Annotated in this window: 29 protein-coding genes; 19 read left to right on the top strand and 10 right to left on the bottom strand. The window is 64.2% G+C overall.

Features of this window, described 5'->3' with window-relative positions; translation table 11 throughout:
- Positions 1 to 15 precede the first annotated feature (15 nt).
- The 4 genes from B4394_RS16905 to B4394_RS16890 all read left to right on the top strand — a co-directional run bounded on the left by B4394_RS16905 (position 16) and on the right by B4394_RS16890 (position 4,299).
- Positions 16 to 792 carry a copper chaperone gene (locus tag B4394_RS16905; protein ID WP_078315746.1) on the top strand — a complete coding sequence of 259 codons (777 nt, stop codon included), beginning with the start codon at positions 16 to 18 and terminating at the stop codon, positions 790 to 792.
- Between the two features lie 9 nt (positions 793 to 801).
- On the top strand, positions 802 to 1,623 hold the full coding sequence (locus B4394_RS16900; protein ID WP_078315745.1) for an SDR family oxidoreductase: 822 nt from the start codon (positions 802 to 804) through the stop codon (positions 1,621 to 1,623).
- Between the two features lie 136 nt (positions 1,624 to 1,759).
- Positions 1,760 to 3,277, top strand: coding sequence for a flavin-containing monooxygenase (locus B4394_RS16895; RefSeq protein WP_078315744.1), 1,518 nt, complete (start codon positions 1,760 to 1,762; stop codon positions 3,275 to 3,277).
- On the top strand, positions 3,274 to 4,299 hold the full coding sequence (locus B4394_RS16890; protein WP_078311019.1) for a hypothetical protein: 1,026 nt from the start codon (positions 3,274 to 3,276) through the stop codon (positions 4,297 to 4,299). The genes B4394_RS16895 and B4394_RS16890 overlap by 4 nt, the downstream gene beginning before the upstream one ends.
- A 73-nt stretch (positions 4,300 to 4,372) precedes the next feature.
- Here B4394_RS16890 and ald read toward each other — a convergent pair whose 3' ends face one another.
- Positions 4,373 to 5,488 (bottom strand): alanine dehydrogenase, encoded by a 1,116-nt coding sequence (ald, locus tag B4394_RS16885; protein WP_078311018.1) that lies wholly within the window; start codon positions 5,486 to 5,488, stop codon positions 4,373 to 4,375.
- Positions 5,489 to 5,585: 97 nt separating this feature from the next.
- Between ald and aldR the strand changes: the two genes are divergently transcribed.
- Complete coding sequence (aldR, locus tag B4394_RS16880; RefSeq protein ID WP_078315787.1) at positions 5,586 to 6,101, top strand: HTH-type transcriptional regulator AldR; 516 nt, start codon at positions 5,586 to 5,588, stop codon at positions 6,099 to 6,101.
- Positions 6,102 to 6,110: 9 nt separating this feature from the next.
- On the opposite strand, the gene B4394_RS16875 is transcribed toward aldR, so the two are convergent.
- Together B4394_RS16875 and B4394_RS16870 are read right to left on the bottom strand one after the other, a co-directional pair.
- Positions 6,111 to 8,360, bottom strand: a complete 2,250-nt coding sequence (locus B4394_RS16875) for a SulP family inorganic anion transporter (protein WP_078311017.1) — start codon at positions 8,358 to 8,360, stop codon at positions 6,111 to 6,113.
- Between the two features lie 122 nt (positions 8,361 to 8,482).
- Complete coding sequence (locus B4394_RS16870; protein ID WP_078311147.1) at positions 8,483 to 8,758, bottom strand: hypothetical protein; 276 nt, start codon at positions 8,756 to 8,758, stop codon at positions 8,483 to 8,485.
- 475 nt (positions 8,759 to 9,233) lie between these two features.
- Between B4394_RS16870 and dapB the strand changes: the two genes are divergently transcribed.
- The 9 genes from dapB (at position 9,234) to B4394_RS16825 (ending at position 16,068) form a co-directional block, all read left to right on the top strand.
- A complete protein-coding gene (dapB, locus tag B4394_RS16865) occupies positions 9,234 to 9,962 on the top strand; it encodes a 4-hydroxy-tetrahydrodipicolinate reductase (RefSeq protein WP_176138329.1) in 729 nt (242 codons plus the stop codon).
- A complete protein-coding gene (locus B4394_RS16860; RefSeq protein WP_078311016.1) occupies positions 9,962 to 10,423 on the top strand; it encodes a hypothetical protein in 462 nt (153 codons plus the stop codon). The genes dapB and B4394_RS16860 overlap by 1 nt, the downstream gene beginning before the upstream one ends.
- Positions 10,420 to 10,872 carry a flavodoxin family protein gene (locus B4394_RS16855; RefSeq protein WP_078315743.1) on the top strand — a complete coding sequence of 151 codons (453 nt, stop codon included), beginning with the start codon at positions 10,420 to 10,422 and terminating at the stop codon, positions 10,870 to 10,872. Before B4394_RS16860 ends, B4394_RS16855 begins: the two co-directional genes overlap by 4 nt.
- A 10-nt stretch (positions 10,873 to 10,882) precedes the next feature.
- On the top strand, positions 10,883 to 11,353 hold the full coding sequence (locus B4394_RS16850) for a hypothetical protein (RefSeq protein ID WP_078311014.1): 471 nt from the start codon (positions 10,883 to 10,885) through the stop codon (positions 11,351 to 11,353).
- Between the two features lie 162 nt (positions 11,354 to 11,515).
- The gene (locus B4394_RS16845) at positions 11,516 to 12,811 is read left to right on the top strand and encodes a phthiocerol/phthiodiolone dimycocerosyl transferase family protein (protein ID WP_502688531.1); all 1,296 of its coding nucleotides are present in this window, start codon (positions 11,516 to 11,518) and stop codon (positions 12,809 to 12,811) included.
- A 74-nt stretch (positions 12,812 to 12,885) separates the two neighbouring features.
- Entirely contained in the window at positions 12,886 to 13,686 is an 801-nt protein-coding gene (locus tag B4394_RS16840) for a thymidylate synthase (protein WP_078315742.1), read from the top strand.
- A complete protein-coding gene (locus B4394_RS16835; RefSeq protein WP_078315741.1) occupies positions 13,683 to 14,174 on the top strand; it encodes a dihydrofolate reductase in 492 nt (163 codons plus the stop codon). The genes B4394_RS16840 and B4394_RS16835 overlap by 4 nt, the downstream gene beginning before the upstream one ends.
- A complete protein-coding gene (locus B4394_RS16830) occupies positions 14,171 to 14,848 on the top strand; it encodes a DsbA family protein (RefSeq protein ID WP_078315740.1) in 678 nt (225 codons plus the stop codon). Before B4394_RS16835 ends, B4394_RS16830 begins: the two co-directional genes overlap by 4 nt.
- On the top strand, positions 14,845 to 16,068 hold the full coding sequence (locus B4394_RS16825; protein ID WP_078315739.1) for a winged helix-turn-helix domain-containing protein: 1,224 nt from the start codon (positions 14,845 to 14,847) through the stop codon (positions 16,066 to 16,068). The genes B4394_RS16830 and B4394_RS16825 overlap by 4 nt, the downstream gene beginning before the upstream one ends.
- On the opposite strand, the gene B4394_RS16820 is transcribed toward B4394_RS16825, so the two are convergent.
- Together B4394_RS16820 and B4394_RS16815 are read right to left on the bottom strand one after the other, a co-directional pair.
- Entirely contained in the window at positions 16,031 to 16,573 is a 543-nt protein-coding gene (locus B4394_RS16820) for a YceI family protein (RefSeq protein ID WP_078315738.1), read from the bottom strand. The genes B4394_RS16825 and B4394_RS16820 overlap by 38 nt on opposite strands.
- Before the next feature lie 22 nt (positions 16,574 to 16,595).
- Positions 16,596 to 17,288, bottom strand: a complete 693-nt coding sequence (locus B4394_RS16815) for a DUF6891 domain-containing protein (RefSeq protein ID WP_078315737.1) — start codon at positions 17,286 to 17,288, stop codon at positions 16,596 to 16,598.
- 100 nt (positions 17,289 to 17,388) lie between these two features.
- On the opposite strand from B4394_RS16815, the gene thyX reads away from it, so the two are divergent.
- The 3 genes from thyX (at position 17,389) to B4394_RS16800 (ending at position 20,778) form a co-directional block, all read left to right on the top strand.
- Entirely contained in the window at positions 17,389 to 18,141 is a 753-nt protein-coding gene (thyX, locus tag B4394_RS16810) for an FAD-dependent thymidylate synthase (protein WP_078311008.1), read from the top strand.
- 69 nt (positions 18,142 to 18,210) lie between these two features.
- On the top strand, positions 18,211 to 19,086 hold the full coding sequence (gene dapA / locus B4394_RS16805; protein ID WP_078311007.1) for a 4-hydroxy-tetrahydrodipicolinate synthase: 876 nt from the start codon (positions 18,211 to 18,213) through the stop codon (positions 19,084 to 19,086).
- A complete protein-coding gene (locus B4394_RS16800) occupies positions 19,087 to 20,778 on the top strand; it encodes a ribonuclease J (protein WP_078315736.1) in 1,692 nt (563 codons plus the stop codon).
- Here B4394_RS16800 and B4394_RS16795 read toward each other — a convergent pair.
- The 3 genes from B4394_RS16795 to B4394_RS16785 are packed head-to-tail and all read right to left on the bottom strand — an operon-like array spanning position 20,775 to position 22,784.
- Complete coding sequence (locus B4394_RS16795) at positions 20,775 to 21,650, bottom strand: SAM-dependent methyltransferase (protein WP_078311005.1); 876 nt, start codon at positions 21,648 to 21,650, stop codon at positions 20,775 to 20,777. The genes B4394_RS16800 and B4394_RS16795 overlap by 4 nt on opposite strands.
- Positions 21,651 to 21,652: 2 nt before the next feature.
- Positions 21,653 to 22,471 carry a mycofactocin-coupled SDR family oxidoreductase gene (locus B4394_RS16790; protein ID WP_078315735.1) on the bottom strand — a complete coding sequence of 273 codons (819 nt, stop codon included), beginning with the start codon at positions 22,469 to 22,471 and terminating at the stop codon, positions 21,653 to 21,655.
- Between the two features lies 1 nt (position 22,472).
- Positions 22,473 to 22,784, bottom strand: a complete 312-nt coding sequence (locus B4394_RS16785) for a putative quinol monooxygenase (protein ID WP_078311003.1) — start codon at positions 22,782 to 22,784, stop codon at positions 22,473 to 22,475.
- A gap of 100 nt (positions 22,785 to 22,884) precedes the next feature.
- Between B4394_RS16785 and B4394_RS16780 the strand changes: the two genes are divergently transcribed.
- Complete coding sequence (locus B4394_RS16780) at positions 22,885 to 23,463, top strand: hypothetical protein (RefSeq protein WP_078315734.1); 579 nt, start codon at positions 22,885 to 22,887, stop codon at positions 23,461 to 23,463.
- Here B4394_RS16780 and B4394_RS16775 read toward each other — a convergent pair.
- Positions 23,426 to 23,989, bottom strand: a complete 564-nt coding sequence (locus B4394_RS16775; RefSeq protein ID WP_078315784.1) for a TetR/AcrR family transcriptional regulator — start codon at positions 23,987 to 23,989, stop codon at positions 23,426 to 23,428. The two genes, B4394_RS16780 and B4394_RS16775, sit on opposite strands and share 38 nt — an antisense overlap.
- Before the next feature lie 166 nt (positions 23,990 to 24,155).
- Between B4394_RS16775 and B4394_RS16770 the strand changes: the two genes are divergently transcribed.
- Entirely contained in the window at positions 24,156 to 24,665 is a 510-nt protein-coding gene (locus B4394_RS16770; RefSeq protein ID WP_078315733.1) for a hypothetical protein, read from the top strand.
- A 3-nt stretch (positions 24,666 to 24,668) separates the two neighbouring features.
- On the opposite strand, the gene B4394_RS16765 is transcribed toward B4394_RS16770, so the two are convergent.
- Positions 24,669 to 26,027, bottom strand: coding sequence for an oxygenase MpaB family protein (locus B4394_RS16765; protein WP_078315732.1), 1,359 nt, complete (start codon positions 26,025 to 26,027; stop codon positions 24,669 to 24,671).
- Positions 26,028 to 26,135: the final 108 nt, after the last annotated feature.

The following is a 26,135-nucleotide window of genomic DNA, read 5'->3' as shown; positions in this document are numbered from 1 at the left end:
GATACTCTCTAGCTGATGGTCGCCAACGCGATCCAGCGCGTCAAGGAACTGGCGGCTGGCAGATACACGGGGATCGCGACCGCGATAATTCTGTTGTCGTGGTTGGGCTTCGCGTTCCTCCCGCAACATGCGGCCAGCCATACGCAAGCTCCTGCCGCCGGGCATATGCCGGGCATGGATCATGCGAACATGGCGCCGATGGCCGCGCCGGTGGTGCATCAGCCGGTGCTGTGGGTCGCGATCGTCTCCTGGATTGTCATGACCATCGCGATGATGGGACCGGCCACTTTGCCCGCGGTTCAGTACGTCCAGCAGAACGGCCCGCAGGGCCGCGGGCGCGCGCTGGCGCTCTACGCGGTGGTGTGGCTCGCGCTGTGGACGGTGGTTGGCCTCCTCATCACTCTCGCGCTGCCTATGGCCGCCACCGTCAACCGATGGTGGATGTTCGCGGGTGTGCTTCTCCTGGCAGCAATCTGGCAGCTCACCCCCTGGAAATGTCGGGCCCTGGGTGACTGTCACCAGTCGGTCCCGCTGCCGCCGGACGGATGGCCGGCGGCCAAAGGCCTCATACTCTTCGGTGCCGTCAGCGGGTGGGCGTGTATCCGGTCCTGCTGGGCCATGATGCTGACGATGGCCGTTGCGCCCTCGGCGCACCTCATCTGGATGGTGCCGTTGACTATCGCGGTCACGTGGGAGCGTTTCACCCGGTATCCCCGCCGGACGGCGCGGATTCTGGCGGTCCTTTTTGTCGTCGCAGCCGCCGCGATCGGGATTTTCGCGACCGTCCAATAGGGTTCGGGCATGGATATCAACGGCAGCGTCGCCATTGTCACCGGAGCCGGTTCGGGAATCGGACAGGCTCTCGCCTGGGGTCTGGCGGATGCGGGCGCCAAGGTCGTCGCCTCCGATATCGACGGAGATGCCGCCCTGCGTACCGCCGCGGCGGCATCAGACCCATCGGCCATTCTCGGGCAGCAGGCCGATGCCAGTTCGGTCGCCGATATCGAAGATCTCATTGCCTTGGCGGAGAGGGAGTTCGGCCCTGTCGATGTCTACATCGCCAATGCCGGTATCGCCGGTGGTCTCGGGCTTGATATCGGGGAAGCCGCGTGGGATCTCGCCATCGACGTAAACCTGCGCGCGCACGTCAGGGCCGCCACCGCGCTGGTGCCGGGATGGCTGGAACGCGGACGCGGATACTTTGTGTCGGTCGCGTCTGCGGCCGGGCTACTCACCCAACTCGGCTCACCGGCCTACTCGGTGACCAAACACGCGGCCGTCGGCTTTGCCGAGTGGCTGTCGATTAGCTATGGCGACAAGGGGATCGGGGTGAGTTGCCTGTGTCCGATGGGGGTGAAGACCGCCTTGCTCGACGGTCTCACCGATTCCGACGACCCGGATGTGCGCGTGGCAGGAACATCGATCACCGCCGCCGGGGAGGTGCTGGAGCCGGGGGCCGTCGCGGCGATGACGCTCGACGCAGTTCGTGAGGGAACGTTCCTGGTGCTGCCGCACCCGCAGGTGCTCGATATGTACCGGCAGAAGGGTGCCGATTACGGCCGGTGGATCGCCGGTATGCGCCGCTACCAGCGTGTACTCGAAGAGCAGCTCAAGCCCCAGTAATGCGGACGCGGCCCACCGGGCTGTGATGCAGATCACTTATTTGTCGCTGGTGTGACTGACTCGTCTCTTGTCGTATCACACCCTCGACCTGCTAGCGTTGACGTAACTGAGTGATTCGTCAACGAAGAAGATGAGGGTGGTATCCGCACACATGGCAGTCAATAACCCCGTTGACGTTGTGGTCATCGGAGCCGGCATGGCGGGGCTGGGTATGGCCGCCAGATTGCGCCAGGCCCGGGTGGAAAGCCTGCTGATTCTCGAACAAGCGCCTGAGGTTGGTGGTTACTGGCGGCGCAGCACATTCGCTCCCGTTGTCGGTGACGAGCTGGCCGTCCAGCAGTCGTTTGCGTTTTCGCCCAACACGTCCACTCGTTCGGTGTGGGCTACGCGTGACGGCGTTCTGTCGTATCACCACGATCTGATCGCGCGGCATGATCTCGAGCCGGTGCTGCGGCTGCGGCATCGCGTGACGGCGCTTGCCTTCGAGCCCGCGAAGGCCACCTGGCGGATCACGGTGGCGGGTAAGAAGTCGATCTTCGCCCGACGGGTCATCCTGGCGGTTGGCGCCGGAACATCGCCGGTGGCACCGGAACTCGATGGTATCGAGCAGTTCGACGGCCCGGTCCTGAGTACGGCGGACTGGGACCCGGACTTCGATTTCACCGGCCGCAACGTCGCGGTGATCGCAGCGGGGGCCAGTGCGGTGCATGTGGTGCCCGAACTGGTCAAGACGGCGGCGCGCGTGCGGGTGTTCCAGCGCACCCCCGACTGGGTGTTGCCCCGCTGGGGTGGCGAATCGTCGAGCGTTGTCGCACGCGCGCTGTCTCGTGCGTCGGGATCCGTTGCGGGCCGGTTGGCCAGCCGCTCGCATGACGCGCTGCGCCGCGGTTTGGTGTGGCGCGGAGTGGGCACCCGGTTTGTCGAAGCGGTGGCGGAGAACCACCTCAACCGCAATGTGAAGGACCCCTGGCTGCGCCGGAACCTGCTACCGGCCTACCGTGCGGGAAGCCGCCGGATCCTGTTCTCCGATGACTTTTATTCGGCGGTGCAGCAAGACAATTGCAAACTGGTGCCGTGGCCCGTCACGGGAGTGAGCGCCATTGGCGTGCGGTCGGCCGATGCCATGACCCACAAGGCCGACTGCCTGGTCTTCGCGCTCGACGACCCGGAGGTGCTTGTCGAAGCACCCTTCGCCATCAAGGGGGCGGACGGCTCCACGCTGGACGAACGGTGGGGTTCGCGGCCGAAGGCCTTCCGCGGTGTGAACGTGCCGGGATTCCCCAATCTGTTCTTGCTCACCGGACCCGGTTCCGGGTCCAACGCATTGGCGGGCCTTTCGCATATTGAGGCGCAAATCGACTATGTGACAGCGTCTTTGGCATTGGTTGATTCGTTGGCGTTCGTCTCCATCGAGGTACGCCGAGAGGCGCTCGAACGTGAGCAGGCGCGTGCCGTTCGACGATTCGATCGAACAACCTGGCGTGATGGCGCGTTCCGCTGGTACAAGCCTGAAACTGTCGCCAGCGAGCTCTTCCCAGGCACGACAAGTGAATTCCGGCGTGCGTTGGCCGATGTCGATGCCGCCGACTACAAGATTCTCACCCAGCAGGAACTTGATTCCGTCAATTCCGCGAAGTTAGGGGTAGCCCAATGACCGCCGTACTGCCAGACGAGCTGACCAGAGAGAACACCAAGGACATCTCGAAGAACGACGAGTTCTTTGAGAATGTCCTCGTCAAGATCAAGGCCAGGCAGTGGACACTGGCGGACTTCGACTGGGGCAAGCCCGGGGCCGAGACCATCAACCCTGACCAGTTTGACGATCTCAAGCAGTTCATGTCGGATCTGGTGTGGATTGAGCACATCGGCGGCCGGATGATGGGCACGCTGGGGATCACAGCCCCGAACGACACACTGCGGGAGATCTACAGCTACTTCCACGCCGAGGAACAGCGGCACGCCAATGCCGAGATCGCACTGATGCGCCGGTGGGGCATGTTGGAGGAGGGCGAAGTTCCGCCGCAGTCTGGGGACATCAAGGCCCTGCTGCAGGCGTTGCGCGGGTTCGACAATCTCGGTGACCGGCGTCTCCCGTTCGTCTATATGGCCACCGTCATCCCGTTCTTCGAGGTGGGGCTCGATGGCGCGGTGCTGAAGTTCTTGTCCGGCGAGGTTGAGGATCCGCTGTTCCACGAGGTGTTCGCCAAGATCAACTCGGACGAATCACGGCACCTGGCAATCGGTTTCGCGGTCATGGACATGCTGGGTACTCGCAAGTTCTCCAGGATGCTGGTGGAGGATGTGGCGCCGCTACTCAAGCCGGTGACGATTGTTCGTGCCGTGGGGTTGGCGAATCCTCACGTCATCCGGTTCGCGGGCTTCCTGACTCGGGTGGGTGATGCCATGCGGAACATGGGTATCGACACGATTCTGATTCAGCGTGCGTTCGATCGCTATGCGGAATCAGGCGGCCGCAAGAGCAGCAATGCCAGCCGGTTGCCGATCTTCCGGGTGCTGAGGTACCCGATCGTCAACAGCACCTACTTCACTGACTTCGATCATCCGCTGCACAAGGTGGGTCGCGCGGTGAACAAGTTCAACGACAAAGTGCCGTATCGCAAGAAGATCAAGACGCCGACGTGGACCAACGACCTCACCGCCGAGACCGCGGTGTAGGTAGTGTCCGCCTTCGAGCGACAGTCCCCGGACCGACGTGTCGCTCAGAGGCGGGCACCTCGCAACATGTTCTCTAGGCCAGCAGCCCCGCGGGATCGGTGAAGGGCAGCGCGAGGTCCTCGGCGACATGCGCATTCAGCAGCGCACCCTCATGTGTCGAGAGTCCCTTGGCCAGTGCGGCGTCGTCACGGCAGGCCTGCCGCCAGCCCTTGTCGGCCAGTGCCAGCACGTACGGCATGGTGGCGTTGGTCAAGGCGAAGGTGGATGTCCGGGGCACGGCGCCGGGCATGTTGGCCACGCAGTAGAACACGCTGTCGTGCACCGAGTAGGTCGGCTCGTCGTGGGTGGTGGGGCGCGAGTCGGCGAAGCAGCCGCCCTGATCGATCGCGATGTCCACCAGTACCGAGCCCGGTTTCATCTGGGCCACTAGTGAATTCGATACGAGTGTGGGCGCCTTGGCGCCCGGGATGAGCACGGCGCCGATCACCAGGTCGGCCCGCTTGACGGCACCCTCCAGTTCCAGCGTGGACGAGTACCGGGTGCGGATGGTGCCCCCGAATTCGGCGTCCAGTTCACGCAACTTGTTGAGGTTGACGTCGAAAACCGTGACGTGCGCACCCATTCCGGCGGCGATCCGTGCTGCGTTGTATCCGGCGACACCTCCGCCGATGACGACCACGTCGGCGGGTCCGACACCCGGGACGCCGCCCATCACCAGGCCGCGGCCGCCCACCGGAGCCATCAGGTGGTAGGCGCCTACCTGTGCGGCGAGCCGCCCGGCCACTTCGCTCATCGGGGCCAGCAGGGGGAGTGCGCCGTCGGCGGTCTGCACGGTCTCGTAGGCGATCGCGGTGGTTTCCGACGTCAGTAGTGCTTCCGTGCAGGGCAGCGACGCGGCCAGGTGCAGATAGGTGAAGAGCGTCTGGCCGCGACGCATCAGCGCGTACTCGGGCTCGATCGGTTCCTTGACCTTGAGCAGGAGATCGGCCTCGGCCCAGATCTGTTGGGCGCCGTTGATGACCTGTGCGCCAGCGGCTTTGAAGTCCACATCGGATATCGAGGAGCCTTCGCCCGCACCGGACTGAATGATCACCTCGTGGCCGCGGCGGGTCAGCTCGGCCACACCAGCCGGGGTGGTGGCCACGCGGTACTCGTTGTTCTTGATCTCGGTCGGGATCCCTACGCGCATCAATCTTCTCCTGTTCAGAACTAAGTCTCATGTTCAAGTGTGAAGAAGCGTCGATAAAGGCGCAATATTTATGTGGAAGATTCGGTACATTGCAAAAATGGCCGCAAAATCACCGGAATCCCGGTTCGACATGCCACCCACGCCGAATGATGTTCGGCGCGCGGAACTCGATGACGTGGACCGCCGCATTCTGATGGAACTGCACGATGACGCACGAATACCCAACAGCGCACTCGCTGACGCGGTGGGGATCGCGGCGTCCACCTGTCATGGGCGGGTCCGGCGTCTCCAGGAAACCGGGGTGATCCGTGGATTCTTCACCGACGTCGATCCGGCCGCCATCGGCCGGCCGTTGCAAGCGATGATTTCGGTCAGTCTGCAGGCCAACGCACGAGGGAAGATTCGCACGTTTATCCGGGACATCCGTGAGCTGCCTCAGGTCATCGACGTGTACTTCCTGGCGGGTGCCGACGACTACATCCTGCACGTTGCGGCCCGCGACACCGAGGACCTGAGGTCCTTCGTGGTTGAGAAACTCAACGCACAGCCCGATGTCGCGGGCACGCAGACGTCATTGATCTTCGAGCATCTACGCGGGGGAGCGCCCCTGTAGAGTCGCGGATCAGCTGGTAGCCGGGGCCGGGTCCTCCACGACGTCATTGGCGGTGCCGTCCTGGCCCACGATCCCGTTCTCATCCACCTCGTACACGTGCGCCTCGGCGATGTTGAAGAACGTGCCGACCACGCGCACCCGTCCGGATACCACGGCCCCGGCCAGGATCGGATGGTGAATAAGACGTTCCACCTGGATTGCCACATTCACGACGCCGAGCTGATCGACTTCGTTGAACCCGTGTGCCTCCGCGCTGGATCGTGCTGGGTGGTGTTCCTGGAATGCGATGAGGCTGTCGCGGGCGTAGTCGAGCCAGCGTCCCACCGGAGTGGTGGGCGTATCGGTCGATTCGGTCAGCAGTGCCTTCATCGCTCCGCATGAGGAATGCCCGCACACGACAACCGAACTCACGTTCAACTGGTTGATCGCGAAGTCGAGTGATGCGTCCACCGAGCCATCGGCCGGATCGGTGGGCACCACATTGCCCACATTGCGGATCGTGAACAGGTCGCCCGGGCCACTGGCCGTGATGACGTTGGGCAAGATGCGCGAGTCGCCGCAGGTGAGGAACAGCGCATCGGGATCCTGATAGTCCGCCAGCTCGCTGACATGGGGTCGCAGAGCGCCCGAACCGCGGCTGTTGTACTCGTTGATGCCGTCGATGATCGACGCGCCCGCGCCGTCGTTCTCGCTGCGGCGCCACGACCGCCACGGCACCAAACCAACAGCGCGCGAAACGAAATGCCGCTGTGGCCGGGTGGTGTGGGCGTGGTGCAGCTTGGCGTGTGAGGACTCGACGATCATCACGGTGCCGCCCGCGGCTTCGTGGGCGCGCTTCCAGTCGGAGATGGCCTCCGAGATGGCGTGGTCGACATAGTCGGCGTTGATCGCCAGCGTGACATGTGCGCCCGGGGGAACCGTGCTGAGCGTCTTGGTCAGCCGGGGGAGCGACAGGAAGCTCAGCGTGCCGTCGAGCTCGACATGCCACTGCCGCGATCCCTCGGTGCCGAACGGCCTGGCGTCCATGTGCGCCCGCATGACGCGGCCCACCAGGATGCCGATGGCCACCACGAGTCCGATGCCGACACCTTCGAGCAGGTTGAGGAACACGACGCTGATCATGGTAATGGCGTAAACAGCCAAATCGCCTGTGCGCCAAGCGAGTTTCATGTGAGCCAACTTGACCAGCTGGACACCGATGACGATCAGCAGACCGGCCAGCGCGGCCTTGGGGATGAGCTGCACCACGCTGCTGAACAGCGAGGCGAATAGCAGCACCCAGGCGCCGTGCAGGATCGCCGAAGCACGGGTCTTCGCGCCCGCGGCCACGTTGGTCGAGCTGCGGACGATCACGCCCGTGATGGGCAGGCCGCCGAGGAAGCCGGACACCATGTTGGCGCTGCCCTGGCCGATCATCTCGCGATCGAAATTGGTCCGGGGACCGGTGTGTAGCTTGTCGACGGCGACCGCGGACAGCAGCGACTCGACACTCGCGATGAGGGCGATGGTCAGCACACCCAGGAGCACCCCGGCCCAGTCGCCATCGGCAGGTCCGGTCAGGGTCGGCAGGCTCAGTGCGTCAAAGAAGTCGCCCGACAGGGAGATCCGCTCCGCCGGGGAGTTGGTGAGGACCGCGAAGGCGGTCGCGGTGACGATCGCAATCAGGGCCCCCGGGATCATGCGAATCTTGGGCGGCAGCTTGGGCCACAGCAGCAGGATCGCGATCACCATCACGCCGATGATGACGTCGGGCAGATGGTGATTGAGGACGCCCTGGGGCAGCGCCTTGAGGTTCTGCCACGCGGAGCTCTGTGATGAGCCACCCATGAGGACGTGTATCTGCTGCAGCGCGATGGTCACACCGATACCGCCGAGCATGGCGTGCACCACGACCGGCGCGATGGCGAGCGCCGCGCGGGCGATACGGCTCAGTCCGAACAGGATTTGCAGCAGGCCCGCACCGATGGTGATCAGGCAGGTCATCTGCCAGCCGAACTTGTTGATGAGCTCGGCCACCACGACGGTCAGGCCGGCGGCCGGGCCGCTGACCTGCAGCGGTGAACCGCCGATGGCGCCGGCGACGATGCCACCGACCACGGCCGCGATGAGACCCGCCATCAGCGGTGCACCGGAGGCGATCGCGATACCGAGCGAAAGCGGCAGCGCGACGAGGAATACGACGAGGGAGGCCGGGAGGTCGTGCCGCAGATTCTGCAGTAACGACGGCTTCGAAGCCTGCTCGGTGACGGAAGTCGTCATGACAGTAAGCCCTATCGGGAGGAAGGGTCGCGGCAGCAGCGGTTACACACCCATGCGCGACGAAATGGATAGATCGGTGGATGAGACGCGTAGGACGGCGTCATTGCCGTCACGGCGACGGCTCAGCGTCGATCTATCCCGAGGGTGATAAGGCGTTGTCGTCCCAAGTTGTCGGGGGCTCGCGAGAATACGAAACCCCGCGAGGCCAGCAGCGCCAACAGGGTGGCGCCCAAGAGCGCTGTCATCACGATCGCGGCCGGAACCGGTATCGAGGTGGGTTGCTGGCGGATACGCGTGGCGGTCGCGCTCAGCGGGCTCTTGACGTGCTCATGGGCCTCTTCGGGCAGCAGGTTCGATGCTGGCGAAGTTCCGATGATGGCTGTTCGCCAGCCAAACATCTGCCCATGTGTGGCCGGTCCGAGGAAACACAGGGTCGCAAGGAGGGCAATCGCGACGCCACCCACACGCGCGTATCGCTTGCGGCCCGACATGGGTTCCAGAGTACCAGTGCGGGCCTCAAACGGGTCGTATCGCAGCTAGGGATATGTTTCTGAGAGGAACCTGAGAGCCGGGCGCGACCCCGGCAAATGGTTGCCAGAGTCGTGACTACCGTCACAGCTGGTTGCTCGGCCGGTCGGGATTACACGCGATTGCGCGACCAAAAAAAGGCTCAACCAGGAGTTGACATCATCGCCTGGCAAATCGATCGGGTGATAGACATTTCGTAGCTCGAGTGAATGCCGTGTGGCGCCCTGGTGAACTTCCGCCGGTGCGGCAACGCTGTCCTCCTGATGCGCGCGTTTTTGGCGCTTGTAGTCGGGCGCCGGATCCGCCGTCTCGGCGCCGAGGATTAGGGTGACCGGCGTGACTAACATCGCGACCGGAGTACTCGGAGCGCAGGGCAAGGTTGGCCAGGCCATGTGTCAGGCCGTTGAGGCGGCGGACGATCTTGACCTGGTGGCCGCTGTGGACAAGGACGACTCGCTGGAGGCGCTCACCGCCGCCCGCGTTGTCATCGACTTCACCCATCCAGACGTCGTCATGGACAATTTGAAGTTCTTGATAGGTCACGGCATTCATGCGGTTGTCGGTACGACCGGCTTCACCGACGAGCGGTTGGATCAGGTGCGGGCCTGGTTGGCGGACAGCCCGGGCACGGCGGTGCTGATCGCCCCGAACTTCGCGATCGGCGCGGTGTTGTCGATGAAGTTCGCGCAGCAGGCCGCCCGATTCTTCGAGTCGGTTGAGGTCATTGAGCTGCACCACCCCAACAAGGCGGACGCTCCTTCCGGGACGGCGACGCGAACCGCACGTTTGATCGCCGAGGCACGTAAGGGATTGCCGCCAAGCCCCGATGCCACCAGCACCGGGATCGAGGGAGCCCGTGGCGCCGATGTCGACGGGGTGCGTGTGCACGCGGTGCGTGTCGCCGGACTCGTCGCCCGTCAAGAGGTGCTGTTCGGGACCACCGGCGAGACCTTGACCATCCGCCACGACAGCATCGACCGGTCGTCCTTCGCGCCGGGCGTGCTGCTGGCGGTGCGTAACGTCGCGGCCCGGCCCGGACTCACGATCGGCATCGAGCCCCTGCTGGAGCTGTAGTGTCGGCCGCAGCCCGGATCAAGATCCTCATCGCGTTCATGTGTGCGGCGATGGTCGTCTACTTCCTGATCCTGGGTCGGATGGGTGTCGCGTTGATCGACAGCGGGAAGCCCGCGGCGATCGGCATGGGTGTCGGCGTGCTGATCCTTCCGTTCATTGGTGTGTGGGCGATGATCGCCACCCTGCGTGCGGGTTTCGCGCATCAGCGACTCGCCGGTCTGGCCACCGAATTGGGCCGTGATCTCGATGTGAGCGCCCTGCGCAAGACGCCGTCGGGGCGTGTCAATCGCGACGATGCCGATGCGCTCTTCGCGACCGTGAAGGCGGAGGTCGAGGCAGAACCCGGCGATTGGGTGGGCTGGTACCGGCTGGCACGCGCGTATGACTACGCGGGGGACCGGGGCCGCGCACGCGAGACCATGCGCACCGCTGTGCAGATGCAGCAGGACGCGGCGGGATGAGCCGTCTACTGGTGGTGCATCACACCCCGTCACCGGCCACCCGGGAATTGTTGGAGGCGGTGCTGGCGGGTGCGAAGGACCCCGACATCTCCGGAGTCGAGGTGGTCGCCAGGCCGGCTCTCGCCGCGACCATCCCCGACATGCTGGATGCCGACGGGTACCTGTTTGGCACCACCGCGAATTTCGGGTACATGTCGGGGGCGCTCAAGCACTTCTTCGATACCGTCTACTACCCGAGCCTGGACCATGTCGCCGCACGCCCGTACGGCCTGTGGGTGCACGGCAACAACGACACGGTGGGCGCGGCGTCCGCGGTGGACAAGATCGCGACCGGGCTTGCGCTGGAGAAGGCTGCCGATGTACTCGAGGTGGTCGGGCCGATCGACGCATCCGCGCGCGAGCAGGCCTATAACCTTGGCGGCACGCTCGCCGCGATCTTGATGCATTGAGGAGACTGGCATGCCCGGACTTGCCGAACTTGCCCTGGGGGCTGCGCCCATCGCCGGGGGTGCCCTGCTGGGAGCGGTAGCGGGCAATCTCAAACCCCCTGACTTCCGGGCGCTGATCGCCAAAGACCTCGATCTGCTCGATCGCATCCCCGAGGAGCAGGCCGAACGTCGCGCCGCGTTTCAGCGCACCATCGATCAGCGGATCGATGACCTGATCGCGAGCACCGATCGGGGCCGTTCGCTGCGTGAGGCCGCTTTTTCCTACGGCGGCAGCTGGCGCGATGTCTTGGTGTTCGTCGGGGCTGTTCTGTTCACCGTGATCTGGTGGAACGTCGAGCACACCCGGACCAACTGGCTGGTGATGTTCCTGGTGATGCTGGCGTTGACCTTGATCGCGGGGTTCTATGCGTTGCGCACGACGCTGCGTGGGCTACAAAGCCTCGGCGGAAGATTGCGACATCGATCCCCGGGATCGCCGTAGCCGCGAGGAGCGGCAATTCCGTTGCGAATTCGAATCTGTCATCTCCGATATAGTCTGTTAAATCGGACTCCGGGTATTACGCAATATTAATTCAGCTGAATATCTGGATATGCGGAGCATTCATATGATGGACATAGACTGTCGCTTATCTATTCAGTCCATATGGAATCGGAATTTGCCTTGAACGCGACACTACATACGGCCAAAACCGTTGATGTTCAGCGGATGCTCTCGGTGGCAGAGTCGGAATTGAACCATCTGCGCAAGTACACAACGATCTGGTACGTGGCCTGGCTGCGCGGTGCCGTGGATGTAGCCGCATTGCGTGCGGCGGCGACGGTTCTGCAACGCAAGCACCCTTTCCTGGCCGCACGGGTCGATCCCGTCGGCCGCCGTTTTCGGGTCACCACCGAGCCCGTGCGAGCCTCGGTGGTGTCCCTGCGGGCTGAGCCGCTCGAGGACGTCGCAACGCTGCCCGTGCTCTCGCTCGATGATGGAACGTTTGCGGTCCTGGTCCATCCGCGGGAAGCCGGTAGCGCCGTCGCGGTAGGAGTGGATCATTCGATCGCGGACGCACGGCTAAGTTACGTCTACTTCTCTGAATTGTGGGAGATCTACACCGGGATTGTGACGACGGGCGAAGCTCCCCAGGCACAGCGCCAGCCGATTCCTGTGGCTCCGGAGTCCGCGATGGAGAGCCGGGGCCTGCTGCGAACCGCACTTCCGGACAAACACTGGTTCGGCGCTACGACCTGGGGCGGTCGCCAGCAGGAAGGCCCCTCCGCGCCGCGGACCGTGTTGGGATGGAAGCAACGCTTCGACCCCGAGGTATCGGCGGCGTTGCGTGCGGCGGCACGGCAACGCCACACGACCGTCAACACGCTCATCACCGGTGTCATCGCACTGGCGGAACGTGCATTGATCCCTGTCGAGGATGGCGTGCCGGTGAACCTGGGCTTCGAATCGCTTGTGGACTATCGCAAGCACCTGACACCGCCCGCCGAACTCGGCGAGATCGCCAACGGAATCATGATCGCGCGAAGTCAAGTGACGGTCCGCGTAAACGATGACCCTATGCATGTCGGCGCCGAAGTGGCGCGTCAAATCACCGAGGACATCGACAGCGGATTCCTTGTGCAGAGTGTGCGCCACCTGGGTGACGGTTTCTTGGCAGGTGATTTCGGGCCGTTCATCCGGATCACCAATCCTGGAATTCTGCCCATCCCGCCTTTGCCGGCGAACCTGATCCTGGAGGACTTCGACGCTCAGCTCACCACACCACCACCCGCGATCACTGGGGATGCTCCCGTGCCGCAGGCATCCCGCTACGAGGTCTATTCCATCGGGGACGAGTTCACCATCGTCTGCAAATTTCCCGCCGAATCGCTCACCGATGCACAGGTGGGCGCGCTGCGCGCGGACATCGTGGCGCGGGTTGACGCACTCGCGACACGGTAGAAGGTGTTCTGTGCTGGGCGCTCTCGGTGCGTCGGGGCCCGGGGACCGTCGGAGCCGCGAAGTAAGCTAGCTGCGTGCCCGTTCCCACTCCTTACGAGGATCTGCTGCGTCTCGTGCTCGACCAGGGCACGCCGAAGTCGGATCGCACCGGCACCGGTACGCGCAGCGTCTTCGGTCACCAGCTGCGCTACCGCCTGGACGACGGCTTCCCGCTGATCACCACCAAGAGGGTTCATCTGAAGTCGGTGATCTACGAGCTGCTGTGGTTCCTGCGCGGCGAATCCAATGTCCGCTGGCTCCAAGAGCGCGGGGTCACCATCTGGGACGAGTGGGCATCGGAGGCAGGCGAGCTGGGGCCGGTGTACGGGGTGCAATGGAGGTCCTGGCCCACCCCGTCGGGTGAGCACATCGACCAGATCAGCGCGGCGCTCGAGCTGTTGCGTTCCGACCCCGATTCGCGCCGCAACATCGTCTCGGCCTGGAACGTTGGCGAGATCCCGCAGATGGCGCTGCCGCCCTGTCATGCCTTCTTTCAGTTCTATGTCGCCGACGGCAAGCTGAGCTGCCAGCTGTATCAGCGCAGTGCCGACCTGTTCCTGGGGGTTCCCTTCAACATCGCGAGCTATGCGCTGCTCACCCACATGATGGCGGCGCAGGCGGGGCTCGAAGTGGGCGACTTCGTGTGGACCGGTGGCGACTGCCATATCTACGACAATCACATCGAGCAGGTCACCGAGCAGCTCAGCCGCGATCCCTATCCGTATCCCAGGTTGGTTCTGGCGCAGCGTGATTCGATTTTTGATTACCAGTACGAGGACATCACTGTCGAGAACTATCAGCATCATCCGGCCATCAAGGCGCCTGTCGCGGTATGACGGGAACCATCGGGCTGATCTGGGCACAATCCCGCGACGGCGTCATCGGTGCGGATGGCGCCATACCGTGGCGGCTACCGGAAGACCAGGCGCGTTTTAAGGCAATCACCATGGGGCACACGGTGATCATGGGGCGCAAGACGTGGGAGTCGCTACCCAGCAGTGTGCGGCCGCTGCCGGGGCGCCCCAATATCGTGCTGACCCGTGATGCGCTGTTCGAACCAGATGGCGCGTTGGCTGTCGGATGCGTGGACGCCGCGTTGGCCGCCTCCGACGAGGCCCCCTGGGTCATCGGAGGCGGGGAGATCTACCGGCTGTTCCTGCCCTTGGCGCAGCGATGCGAGGTGACGGTAATAGACGCCGATGTGGCGGGCGATGCCCTCGCGCCGCATCTCGATGAGAGTTGGGTGGTCGAGGGAAGTGATTGGCAGACAAGCGCATCCGGATTGCGATACCAATTCCTGAGCTATCGGAAGGCCGACGTGTGAGGCACGCGCTACGCCGGGCGGCCATCCTGACGGCCACCGCGGTGCTGGTGCTCACCGGTTGCAGCCGCGTCGTTGACGGCACCGCGTCCGCACCCGCGGAAGCCGCGGGCTGGGGGAGCAGTCAGGGCGCGGGTGTGACGGTCGGCGGCGCCGGTGATGTCGCCGCCGGGATCACCGTGTTCGTCGATTTTCAATGCCCGTTCTGCCAGCGATTCGAAGCTGAGTACGGCGAAGAGATCACCAAGTACGTCACCGAGGGGCGACTGCAGGTGACCTATCGGCCGGTGAGTTTTCTGGACCCGATCTCGGTCAGCGGTGACTACTCGTCGCGGGCCGCTGCCGCTCTGTTCCTGATCGACAAGTCGGGTGCCGCGGACCCGGTGATCCTGGGTTTCATCGGCGAGATGTTCCGACGGCAACCGGCCGAAGGCATGGGGAACCTCACCAATTTGCAGATCAGCGACATTGCCGCCGGTGCCGGAGTGACGGGCGATGTGCTGCATGAGATTTCATCTCTTCAGGTCACCGATGCCGACCACCAACGGACGGCGGGCAATGAGCAGCAGCTGACAGATCACGGCCTGGGCGGCGTCCCGGCTGTCATCGACGGCTCGGGGGAGATGATTGATCCGTCCGACGCCGACTGGCTGGCCCGCGTTGTGGGAGCCCGGTGAGCCGCTCGGCTTTGAACGCCGGGCAGGCGCGCCGCATCGCGATTGCGGCGCAGGGCTTCGCCGGTCCGCCCGCGACGTCGGTGACCCGGGCGCACCTGCGTAAGCTTATTTCCAGAATCCAGGTGCTGCAACTGGATTCGGTGTCGGTCGCGGTGCGCGCCCACTATGCGCCGGTGTTCAGCAGGCTCGGGCCCTACGATCGCGCACTCCTCGACGATGCGGCCTGGAGTCATAGCGCGCGCACGCCACGGCTGCTCATCGAGTACTGGGCGCACGAGGCGGCGTTGATGTCCATCCAGGACTGGCCGCTGATGCGATGGCGTATGCGCGAGTACCAACATGGGCGGTGGGCACGGAAGTTCGTCGAGGAGAATCCGCGCCTGGTCGAGGAGGTTCTCGCCGCCGTCGCCGAGCTCGGGCCGTGCACGGCCGGACAGATTGAGGCGTACCTGGAGCGGGAAGCACCGGGCCGCAAGGGCCCGTGGTGGGACCGCAGCGAGACCAAGTGGATTGCCGAAGCCCTGTTCTCTTCGGGTGAGCTGACCACCGATAAACGCGTCGGGTTCTCGCGGCATTACCAGCTGGCGCACAAGGTGATTCCCGCTGAGATCTACCAACGCGAGGTCTCCGATGAGGAGGCAGTGCTGGAACTCACGCGTCGTGCGGTGCGTGCGCTGGGCCTGGGAACCGAGGCTGACATCCGCGACTATTTCCGGCTCGCGGCGGGACAGATCAAACCGGCACTGGCCGCGCTCGCCGATGCGGGCGAAGTGGAGAAGGTGGCCGTCGACGGGTGGAACGCGCCGGCTTATCTGGACCCCGGGCAGACGATTCCACGCGTGGATCGTGGTACGGCGCTGCTATGTCCCTTTGATCCGCTGATCTTCTTCCGTCCCAGGGTCGAGCGCCTCTTCGACTTTCACTATCGCATCGAGATCTACACCCCGGCACCCAAGCGGCAGTACGGCTATTACGTCTGGCCGTTTCTGCTCGACGGGCATCTCGTCGGCAGGGTCGACCTCAAGGCTGATCGTGCGGCTGGGACCCTCAACGTCGTCGGGGCGTTCGCGGAGCAGGGGCAGGACGCGTCGCGCATCGCCGGGCCGTTGGCCGAACAGCTTCGCACCATGGCGTCCTGGCTCGGTCTTGAGAGAGTCGCCGTCGGGAAGCGCGGTGACGTGGTCAAACCCCTGGGCGTCGCCCTTCGAACGACACGCTGACCAGGTCGGTGACCTTCAGTGATCCCATCGCCATGGAAAACGGCTTCACCTGGTAGGTCCGCTGTGACACCTCTGTGGTGAGGCTCAACTGCTGACTGTCACCGTCTTCGACAACGGCAAGGTCGATATCCACAACCTGGGTTATCCCGTGAATGGTCAGGGAACCATGCATGCGATAACCGCCGGCCGCCGCGGTGATCTTCTCGGCGCGGAATTCGATAGTGGGAAATCGCCTGGCATCCAATGTCTTCAGCGCGTTGCCCCGCACGACCGCCTTCTCCGGTGTCGTGAGGGGCGTCAAGCCGCCCTCGCCACTGTCGACTCGCAGCGAGTTCACATCGACAACGAGGGCAGCCGACGTTGGTTGTCCGTCGGTTTCGTCGACGGAGATGGTCCAGGAGTCCATGACGATCGTGAGACGGTGGCCCATACGGGCCGCGCGTCCGGTGACGCCGGTGCGCAGGGTCAGCGTGCCGTGCTCGGGTCCGAGCGTCCAGGAGCTCACCGGCCGATCGTAAAGGTGGGGCCTATCGCGCCTGCGGGGAGCCGACCGGCAGCGGTTTGCGCCATTGATCGGTGTGCAGTTCGATCCTGGACTTCCCGGAACCGGACCACGACGTGTTCAGTCCGAAGTGCTGCGCCAGCTGCACGATTCTGCGCCCGACGATGGCGTCGGTACGTTCGTGAACCTGGGCCTCGGCGCCCGGATCGCCGCGCTGATACGCCTCCAGCAGGGCTGTCGGCAACCCAGGGTGGGCGCGAAACGCGCTGTACCCCAAGTAAAGAACTGGATGATCGTCGGCAAGGCGCAGCGCATCTTGCTCGTGGAAATACGTGTATGCCCACTGGTGGTAGCGGTACCCATCGGGCGGATCCGGATTGACGGTGCGCTCGCCGTCGATCTCGGAGGTGGCACAGGTCGTGCAGCAGGCGAAGCACATGCGCGCGAGGATGCCCTCGGATTCCAGGTGGGCGAACGTGTACTGGAGCCGGCCGTAGTCGCCGGTGTCGGCCCATGTCGCCTGTTCGGCGAGACGCTCACTCCACATCTCCTGCACTAGTGCCACGGCCTCATCGGGATCGATCTGGCCGGAATCGTCCACCCACTCGGCGACGGAATCTTCTACCTCGTCCCGTGACCAGAAACCGGCGACGAGGTACTCGCGGATGAAGTGCCGTAGCTCATCGCGATCACCAGTTTGCCATTCGAGGATGCGCACATGTCAAAGGTAGCTCGGGGAGTTGCGGGCTGCATGTCGAGAACACCGGCGGGCTTGTACTGGTGATCGGTGGGCCACGGCCGCCGATAGGGTGTGGCGCGTGGCAGAGATCGTGCCGCTGCGTGTGCAGCTGATAGCGAAGACCGACTTCATCGCACCTCCGGACATCGACTGGAGTACCGATGCCGATGGCGGCCCGGCACTCGTCGAATTCGCCGGGCGGGCCTGCTACCAAAGCTGGTCCAAGCCCAACCCGCGCACTGCCACCAACGAGAGCTACCTGCGCCACGTCATCGAGGTGGGCCATCTCTCGCTGCTCGAGCACGCCTCGGTCACCTTCTACATCACCGGAATCTCCCGGTCGTGCACCCACGAGCTGATCCGCCACCGCCACTTCTCCTACTCGCAGCTGTCGCAGCGATTTGTCCCCGAAGCGGACTCCAACGTCGTGCTACCACCTGCCGTCGAGGACGATCCGGAGCTGGTGGAGCTGCTGCGCAAGGCCACCGATGCCAGCCGTGCGGCCTACGTCGAGCTCCTGGAGAAGCTGGAATCCAAGCTCGGCGACGTCCCCAATGCCGTGTTGCGGCGCAAGCAGGCGCGACAGGCGGCCCGGTCGGTGCTGCCCAACGCCACCGAGACCCGCATCGTCGTGACCGGGAACTACAGGGCCTGGCGGCACTTCATCGCGATGCGCGCCAGCGAGCATGCAGACGTGGAGATTCGGCGTCTGGCGATCGCCTGCCTGCGCCAGCTCGCCGACCTGGCGCCGTCGATCTTTGGAGACTTCGACATCGCAACCCTGGCCGACGGCACCGAGGTCGCGATCTCCCCGCTGGTTTACGAGGGATAAGACACACGGGGCACGGCATATTCACTTGGTCGCGGCGGGTATTCTCATGCCGTGACAGCAGGCGAAACAGTGGCGCGGCTCGGCACCGTGCTCACCGCGATGGTGACTCCTTTCGATGCCGATGGCGCCCTTGACGTCGACACCGCGGTCCGGTTGGCCGCGCATCTGGTCGACGCCGGGTGCGATGGGCTCGTGCTCTCTGGCACCACCGGTGAGTCTCCCGTTACCTCCGATGCCGAGAAGCTGACCCTGCTGCGCGAGGTGGTGGCCGCCGTGGGCGACCGCGCACGCATCATCGCCGGGTCTGGCACCTACGACACCGCGCACAGCATCAAGCTTTCCCGGGAGTGCGAGGCCGCCGGGGCCGACGGGTTGCTGGTCGTCACCCCTTACTACTCGCGGCCCTCGCAGGCTGGGCTGCTGGCGCATTTCACCGCAGTCGCCGACGCGGTGAATGTGCCCGTCATCTTGTACGACATTCCGCCGCGCTCGGTCATCCCCATCGACTTCCACATCATCCGCGAGCTCGCCGCACACCCGAACATCGTGGCGGTCAAGGATGCCAAGGGCGATTTGCACGGTGGTGCCCAGGTCATCGCCGGTACCGACCTCGTCTACTACTCGGGTGACGACCCGCTGAACCTGCCCTGGCTGTCGGTGGGAGCGGTCGGATTCGTCAGCGTCATATCGCATTTCGTGGCCGGCCCGCTGCGCGAGTTGTTGGCCGCCTACAACGCCGGTGATGTGGAGACAGCTCGCAAGATTAATGCGCAGATCGCGCCGGTGACGGAGGCTTGCAGACGTCTGGGTGCCGTGGGGGCCATCAAGGCCGGGCTTCGGTTGCAGGGCATCGAGGTTGGCGATCCCCGCCTGCCGAATGTCCCGCCGAGCCCGGAGCAGATCGAGGGATTGGCTGCGGATATGCGCGCTGCCGGGGTGCTGTAGGTGGCTCTCACCCCACCCGATAACCTGCGTGCGCCCGGACCGCTCGCCGAGGGCGCGCTGCGTGTCACGGCCCTGGGCGGCATCAGCGAAATCGGCCGCAACATGACGGTTTTCGAGCTACGCGGCCGTCTGCTCATCATCGACTGCGGCGTGCTCTTCCCGGGCCATGAAGAGCCTGGCGTGGACCTGATCCTCCCGGATATCCGCCTTATCGAAGATCGTCTCGACGATGTCGAGGCGCTGGTCCTCACGCATGCGCACGAGGATCACATCGGCGCCATCCCATACCTGCTCAAGATGCGCCCCGATATCCCCGTCGTCGGCTCGGCGTTCACGCTGGCGCTGGTGGAAGCCAAGTGCCGCGAACACCGCATCACCCCGCGGTTCGTCAAGGTCGCCGAGGGCGAGCGGTCCACCCACGGCGCCTTTGAATGCGAGTACTTCGCGGTCAACCATTCCATTCCGGATGCTCTCGCCATCGCCGTGCACACCGAGGCCGGGACCGTCCTGCACACCGGCGATATCAAGCTTGATCCGCTGCCCCCGGACCGCCGCCCGACCGACTTGCCCGGACTTTCCGGGCTGGGTGACCGGGGAGTCGACCTGTTCCTCGTCGACTCCACTAACTCCGAAATTCCGGGTGTGGGCCCGTCGGAGAGCGAGATCGCCCCGACGCTCAACCGGCTCATCGAGACCGCCCGCGGCCGGGTGATCATCGCGTGTTTTGCCAGCAACGTGGCTCGGGTGCAACAGATTATCGATGCATCAGTGGCGCACGGTCGTCGCGTCGCACTGGTAGGCAGATCGATGGTGCGCAATATGGGCATCGCCCGAGATCTGGGCTTCCTCGACATCGACGACCGCAATCTCATCAACGTGGAAGTCGCGAACGAGCTTGCACCGCAACGCGTTGTGATGATCACCACCGGTACGCAGGGCGAGCCGATGGCCGCGCTGTCACGGATGGCGCGTGGCGACCACCGCCAGATCACACTCACCACCGATGATTTGGTCATCCTGTCCTCGTCGTTGGTGCCTGGAAACGAAGAGGCGGTCTACGGCATCATCGACTCTCTCGCGAAGGTGGGCACCCGGGTGGTAACGAATACCCATGCGCGGGTCCATGTTTCAGGTCACGCCTACGCGGGAGAGCTGCTCTACCTGTACAACGCGGTGCGGCCACGTAATGTGATGCCGGTGCACGGCACCTGGCGGCATCTGCGCGCCAATGCGGGGCTAGCCGTCAAGACCGGTGTGGATGATGACCGAATCGTGTTGGCCGAGAACGGTGTGAGCGTCGATCTGCATAACGAGCGTGTTCGTATCTCCGGCCGCGTGCCGGTGGGCAAGATGTTCGTTGACGGTCTGGTCGACGGCGACGTATCCGATGTCACTGTGGGCGAGCGCCTGGCCCTGGGTGGCGGGGGATTCATTGCGATCACCGTCGCGGTGCGCAGTGATGGGCGTGCCGTCGGCAGGCCGCAGCTGTTCTCGCGCGGCTTCTCCGATGATGCCAAGGCGCTCGACCCGGTGACCGAGCTCGTCATAGCGGAGCTGAATTCGCTTGCCGAACAATCGGTTACCGATACCGGCCGCATCGCGCAGGCTGTGCGGCGCGTGGTGGGCAAGTGGGTTGGCGAGAAGTACCGTCGCCAGCCGATGATCGTGCCGACCGTGTTGACCGTGGGCTAGGTCTTTTGGGCGAGCACGGTCCGTTCCAGTTCTGTGGTCGAAAGGCTGCGTCCAGCGGGTGCCAGATAGCGCTCCTGGAACTCGGGACCGCTGACATCCTCGATGACCCGCCAGCCGTACTCGGCGAGCAGGGGTGCCACCGCCCCGGGTGCGAGGCCGAACATCCATACCTGGCTGCGTAGCCGAAACCTTTTGTACAGGATCGTGTTCCCGTACAGGTTCGAGCCATCGATGAAATCGCGTTGCACGTAGGTGAAGGCCAGACGGCTGCCCGGTGCGGCGGTGCTCAGGTAGTCCAGTGTCGACCGGACCGCCGGCTCGGGAATGTACTGCGTGACGCCCTCCCAGATGAAGAAGGTGCGCGCGGTGACGTCGTGCCCGGCCCGGCGTAACGCGTCGCCCAGATCGTCGTGCTGGAACTCGACAGGAACAAGGTGGACAGACGGCGGTAGTGCGCCGACCGCCTTCTGGATCGCGCGCCGCTTGGCCGCGATGTTGACCGGCTGATCGACCTCGAATACCGGTACCGGGGAGCTTCGCGCCAGTCGGCATCCGCGGGTGTCCATTCCGGCACCCATATTGACGACCGATTCCCATGTGCCCGCGGACGAGGCCAGCTGGTCATCGATGTAGCGCTTACGGCACACGAAAATAGACCAGGCGCCCTGACCGCTTCGCTCCGCGAGCCTGATCAGCAGGTTCCGCAGCGTGGTCCAGGCGGTGACGCGGACACACCATCGCAGTCCCGCGGGCAGGATTCGGGCGGCTAGACCGTCATCGACGATCCGGGACCCGCGCGGCTCGTGCTGCTCGATCGCCGCGATGGCCATGGGGCCGTACGCGGTCTGCGCTGCGGGGTTTGTCCGTGCCATGTCTAGCGCCTGTTGGTGAACCCGGCGTCGACCGGAAGCGCGACACCGGTGACATAGCGGGCGTCCTCCGACACCAGCCATGCCACCGCGTTGGCCATGTCCTCGGGAGGCATGAGAACTACCGGCAAGGCATGGCCGGTATCAGACATGCCTTCGGGAGCGCCGTTGGCGAACAGTTCTTCCGTCACCGGATTCACCAGCATGGGCGTCGCGACACCACCCGGGTGGATCGTATTCACTCGAATATTATGTGGCGCAAGCATGTTGGCATAGGACCGCATGAGCCCGACCAGCCCGTGTTTGGCGGCGGTGTACGCCAGCCCGCCCGGGGTGTTCATCACCATGCCGGTCAGTCCGGCTACCGAGCTGGTCAGCACGATCGAACCACCGGCGCCCCGCTCCACCATCGACGGCCGGGCCACCTCGATCGTGTGATACACGCCGGTGAGGTTGACATCGAGTACATCGGTCCAGCCCTCCTCGCCACTTTCGGGAGTGAGGGTGGCGATACCGGCGTTGGCGACCACGATGTCGACGGGCCCGAGGGCCTCGACGCCGGCATCGAAGGCTGCCCGCAGTGCTGCCCGGTCACGCACATCGGTCTCATGTGCCGAGATGGTGCGCCCCAGGGCGTCGACCTCCTTGACAGTGAGGTCCAGATCCTCGGTGGTGGCCATCGGATACTCGACCGAGGGGATCTGTGCGCAGATATCGACCGCGATGATGTTGGCTCCCTCCGAAGCCAGCTTGATCGCGTGGGCACGGCCCTGCCCGCGGGCCGCGCCGGTGATAAAGGCGACCTTGCCGTCTAGCTTGCCCATATCAGTGCGTCAGATCACCCTTGGCGGGATCGCCTGCTGGAAGTGATTCGGCAACAACGATTTCCGGAGCTTGACTCAGCAGCGGGCCCACCTTACCGAACATCGCGGTGACGGCAGGCGCCTTCCCGTGTTCCGCCAGTGCCTCGTTGCTCGCCCAGGACTCTACGAAGACGAAGCGATCATGTGCCTCATGCAGGGAGTAGAGATTGCAGCCCGGCTCGTCGTGCACCTGGGGGATGGTTTCGAGAAGCGCGGCACGGACCTCGTCGCGCTTATCCGGCTGGGGATACAAGAACGCCACCACAGTGGGCATGGAACACCTCTCGTCGTTGGGAGTCGATCGAATTCCACCGTACCGAAACAGTCTCGAGGGGCCGTCGGTCGATAGGCTGTGCGGGTATCGAGGGAGGGATATGACCGATCAACACCCTGTGGCCGGGCTACCGATCCGCACCGAGGTTGTCCTCACCGAGGATGGACGAGGCAAGCTTACGAATGGCGCGCTTCGTACCGTCGCACGATCACGGGCCGTCTGGATTTTGCTCGTTGGCGCCGTGCTGTACGTCGCGTTCTTCTTCGTGTTTGTTGAGGCTCCCGCCGGTGTAGTGATCCTGATCGTCGTGGTCGCGGCGGCAGCCCTGATCGCGTCGAGAATTCGATCTCGTACTCGGCTGTCCATGCAGGCGATACCTGTCGGGACGGTACAGCGCGCCGAGTTCGGAGCGTCGGAGTTCACGTTCTGGGTACTGCGTCCGACGGCGAATGCTCTACTGGGGCAATCTTTTCTGACTACTCGGCTCATGATCCTGCGCGACTACACCGAGATCAAGAACGTGGTGGTGAACGACAACGCCGTGGGAATCCTGTTCTCGGCTCGGCCGGGAACGCGTGAGGCCTTCCCTCGTGAACTCTTCCCCGACCATGCGCTCGCGCTGATGTCCCGATACACCAAGGTCACCGGGAAGTGGGTGCCGCCGGCACGGACGAATTGACCCAGACGGAGTACTCGTCGAGTGCGGCATTGAGACGCGCGCGATCAACGCGCGTGCCGATCTGTTGGGCCCCCACCAGGATGCTGAATCCGATGCGCGCCAGGGTGTCCGCCCGGCCCGGTTCGAACCCGGCGTCGATGTAGTGCTTGGTGAGGTGTTTGTGCCGTACCTGGTCCACGCGGTGCTGCGCCGCGGCGACGTAGCGGTCGGCCATCGCCCAGGCGCGAATGGCCTTCTCCACCTCGTGATCTGCCTCGCGAGCGGCCTGTTCCAGTACGACCAGCCGTTCCCGCGGGTTGTCGACCTCGTCCACGCGCTGGCGCTGTGCGGTAGTGACGTCGTTCTCCCAGTAGTCGATGACTGCCCGGTAGAAACCGGCGCCGCTGCCGAAGTGGTGGTACAGCGAGCCCGTTGTCACGCCGATCCTTCGGCATACCGCCGTTGTGGTGAGCGCGGGCTTGCCGCCCGCGGCCAGTAGTTCGAACGCGGCAGTGAAGTAGTCATGGCGGGCGACCTTCTCGGTCATGTATCCGACCATAGATGAATCTACGTGCGAGGGAAGGCGAATCTGAAAGGTAGCTGTGTCTATTTTGGTAGATGTTTCAGTTAACAATTTGTGTATGATTTATCACGTGGTACTGCACGCGAAATACGTAGTGCAGTGATACTGGGAAACAGGGGAGGTACTAGCGATGTCGCAAAAATGGTTTGCGATGGTGGGCGCGGTAGCAAGTTTGGCGATGTCGGTGGGAACGGCGTTGCCCGCTGCGGCAGACCCGCCGAAGGACCCGTACCCGGATACCAGCAAGTACGCGAAGTTCGACTTCGAGGGGTTCCGGATCGCCGACAAGCCTGGCGTGTGGTTTTCATCCACCTCCGGACTGAGCTGCGGCATTTGGGACGACGGCAGCTTCGGCTGCAATGGCGTTATCCCAGGAGCTCCAGCTGGCACCAATCAGGTGGGCTGGTTCTCCGGTGAAGGGTCCGCGCATTTTGATAACACCGAGCAGATTCGATTCACGTCCGGAGAAGCGCAGAGGGTACTGCCGGCCAATAACTACATCGAGTATCGCAATGTTCGTTGCGCGACAACGCCCGAGAATCATCTGTACTGCGGCGGAGCGGGTTCCGGTAAGGGCGGCTATTCGGGTGCCCGGTTCCTCATTACGCCAGGCAAGACCTGGTTGGGCAACGAGCAGTAGCCGCTAATTGCGTGGGGCGTGCGGCACCGGGCAGCCTGCCGGTGTCGCCGCCGTCGCGTCATGGTGGGTGTATGAGGTGTCGTGCATGCCGCCGAGCTTGGCCAGCGCCTGATTGATGACCGTCGCCGACCACCACAGCAGCTCGCCATTGCGTTGTTGTGCACGGCGTTTGGCGCCTGGCAGGCTGTCGGTCAGGCGGCGCAACTGGACGTTGGCGTGTACCGCGATACCCGTCAGCCACGTCCACGGTTGCAGCCGGGCGTCGCGCAGGGGAGTGGCGCGCACGAGTGCCCGCACCAGATCCTCACCGCCGTAGTACGCGGCGACACCGAGAACCGGAGTGAACACGAGCCGGCCAATGCGTCCCGCAATTCCCTTGTCGACAAAGCCGAATGCCGCAGTCATCATGACGTCGGTCCATTCCGAGGGGCCACCGGCGTAGGCGACCATGTAGTCCATGGTCTCCATCCCCTCCGCCACGGACTTGGGGATCAGTTCGTCGGCCACACCGAATACGTAGGCGATGTACGCCCAATACATCACGGCGGCTTCAAGATCGGCGATGCTGCGGGTGCGCCCGTGCTGATGGTCGATCAGCGGCGGGATGAGCCCGAAGGTCATCGCGGCACCCATCATCATGGAATTGGAAATCGGGTTGCCGTGGTGGGCGAACTGTTCGTCTCCCCAGGAGCGCCGGAGTCCGGCACGCACCTGTGCGTGCATCAGACGCACCAGGACGGTGTCCTTGAAAGGCTGCGAAAAGCGTTCCAGAGCACCGCGATAGGTCATCTTGCGAAACCATGCGGTGGTTTCCAGGTTGCGGCGCAGGGTGTCGTTGACGAATCTGCCGGTCGCGCCGGTGGCGTAGGCAACCTCGTCGCCCACAAACGTGCCGAAGGTATCGCCGAAGCCCATACCGAACTTGGCCGCCAATGACGAGTTGTTCCACAGCTGCCGCCCGCGTTCCCAGAGCGCGGGGTCGTACCACGCGGGTGGATTGTCGAGCTGCTCGAACAACGCGACGAACTCCGCCGGCGGATTCTCAATCGATTCGATGCCGTGGTCGAGGGCCCGGGTGAGCATCGCCCGACCCTGGCGAGCGGGCATCTTGCGGATGCGGTCCACGACCGCATCCATCAGTTCGTCGCCCTGCCAGAGATGATCGGCGAGCAGTCGGGTGCGCGGCGTCTCTCTGGGGACCTCATGGAAGTCCATCCACGGAGTCAGGATGTCCCTGCGGGACTGAGTCCACATCGCGTCGAATCGCAACCGAGCTGGTGCGGGGCGCAGAGCCATCCCTGCCCGCCAGTAGTAGTCGTTGGGATGCGTGCTGACTGTCGATAGGGCGCCGTTGCCACTCATGGGGACAGGCTAGCGAGCGCCAGGGCATGTTGGCAACACTCATTGTCAAGTGTCTGGCCGGTTTTCCCTCGCAGGGGCGACGGGGTCAATAGAATCGGCCTCGCTATT

The organism is Mycobacterium sp. D16Q16, from assembly GCF_002013745.1.
In the GTDB taxonomy this organism is placed as follows: Bacteria; Actinomycetota; Actinomycetes; order Mycobacteriales; family Mycobacteriaceae; genus Mycobacterium.
This window is presented reverse-complemented; position numbering and strand designations above follow the sequence as displayed.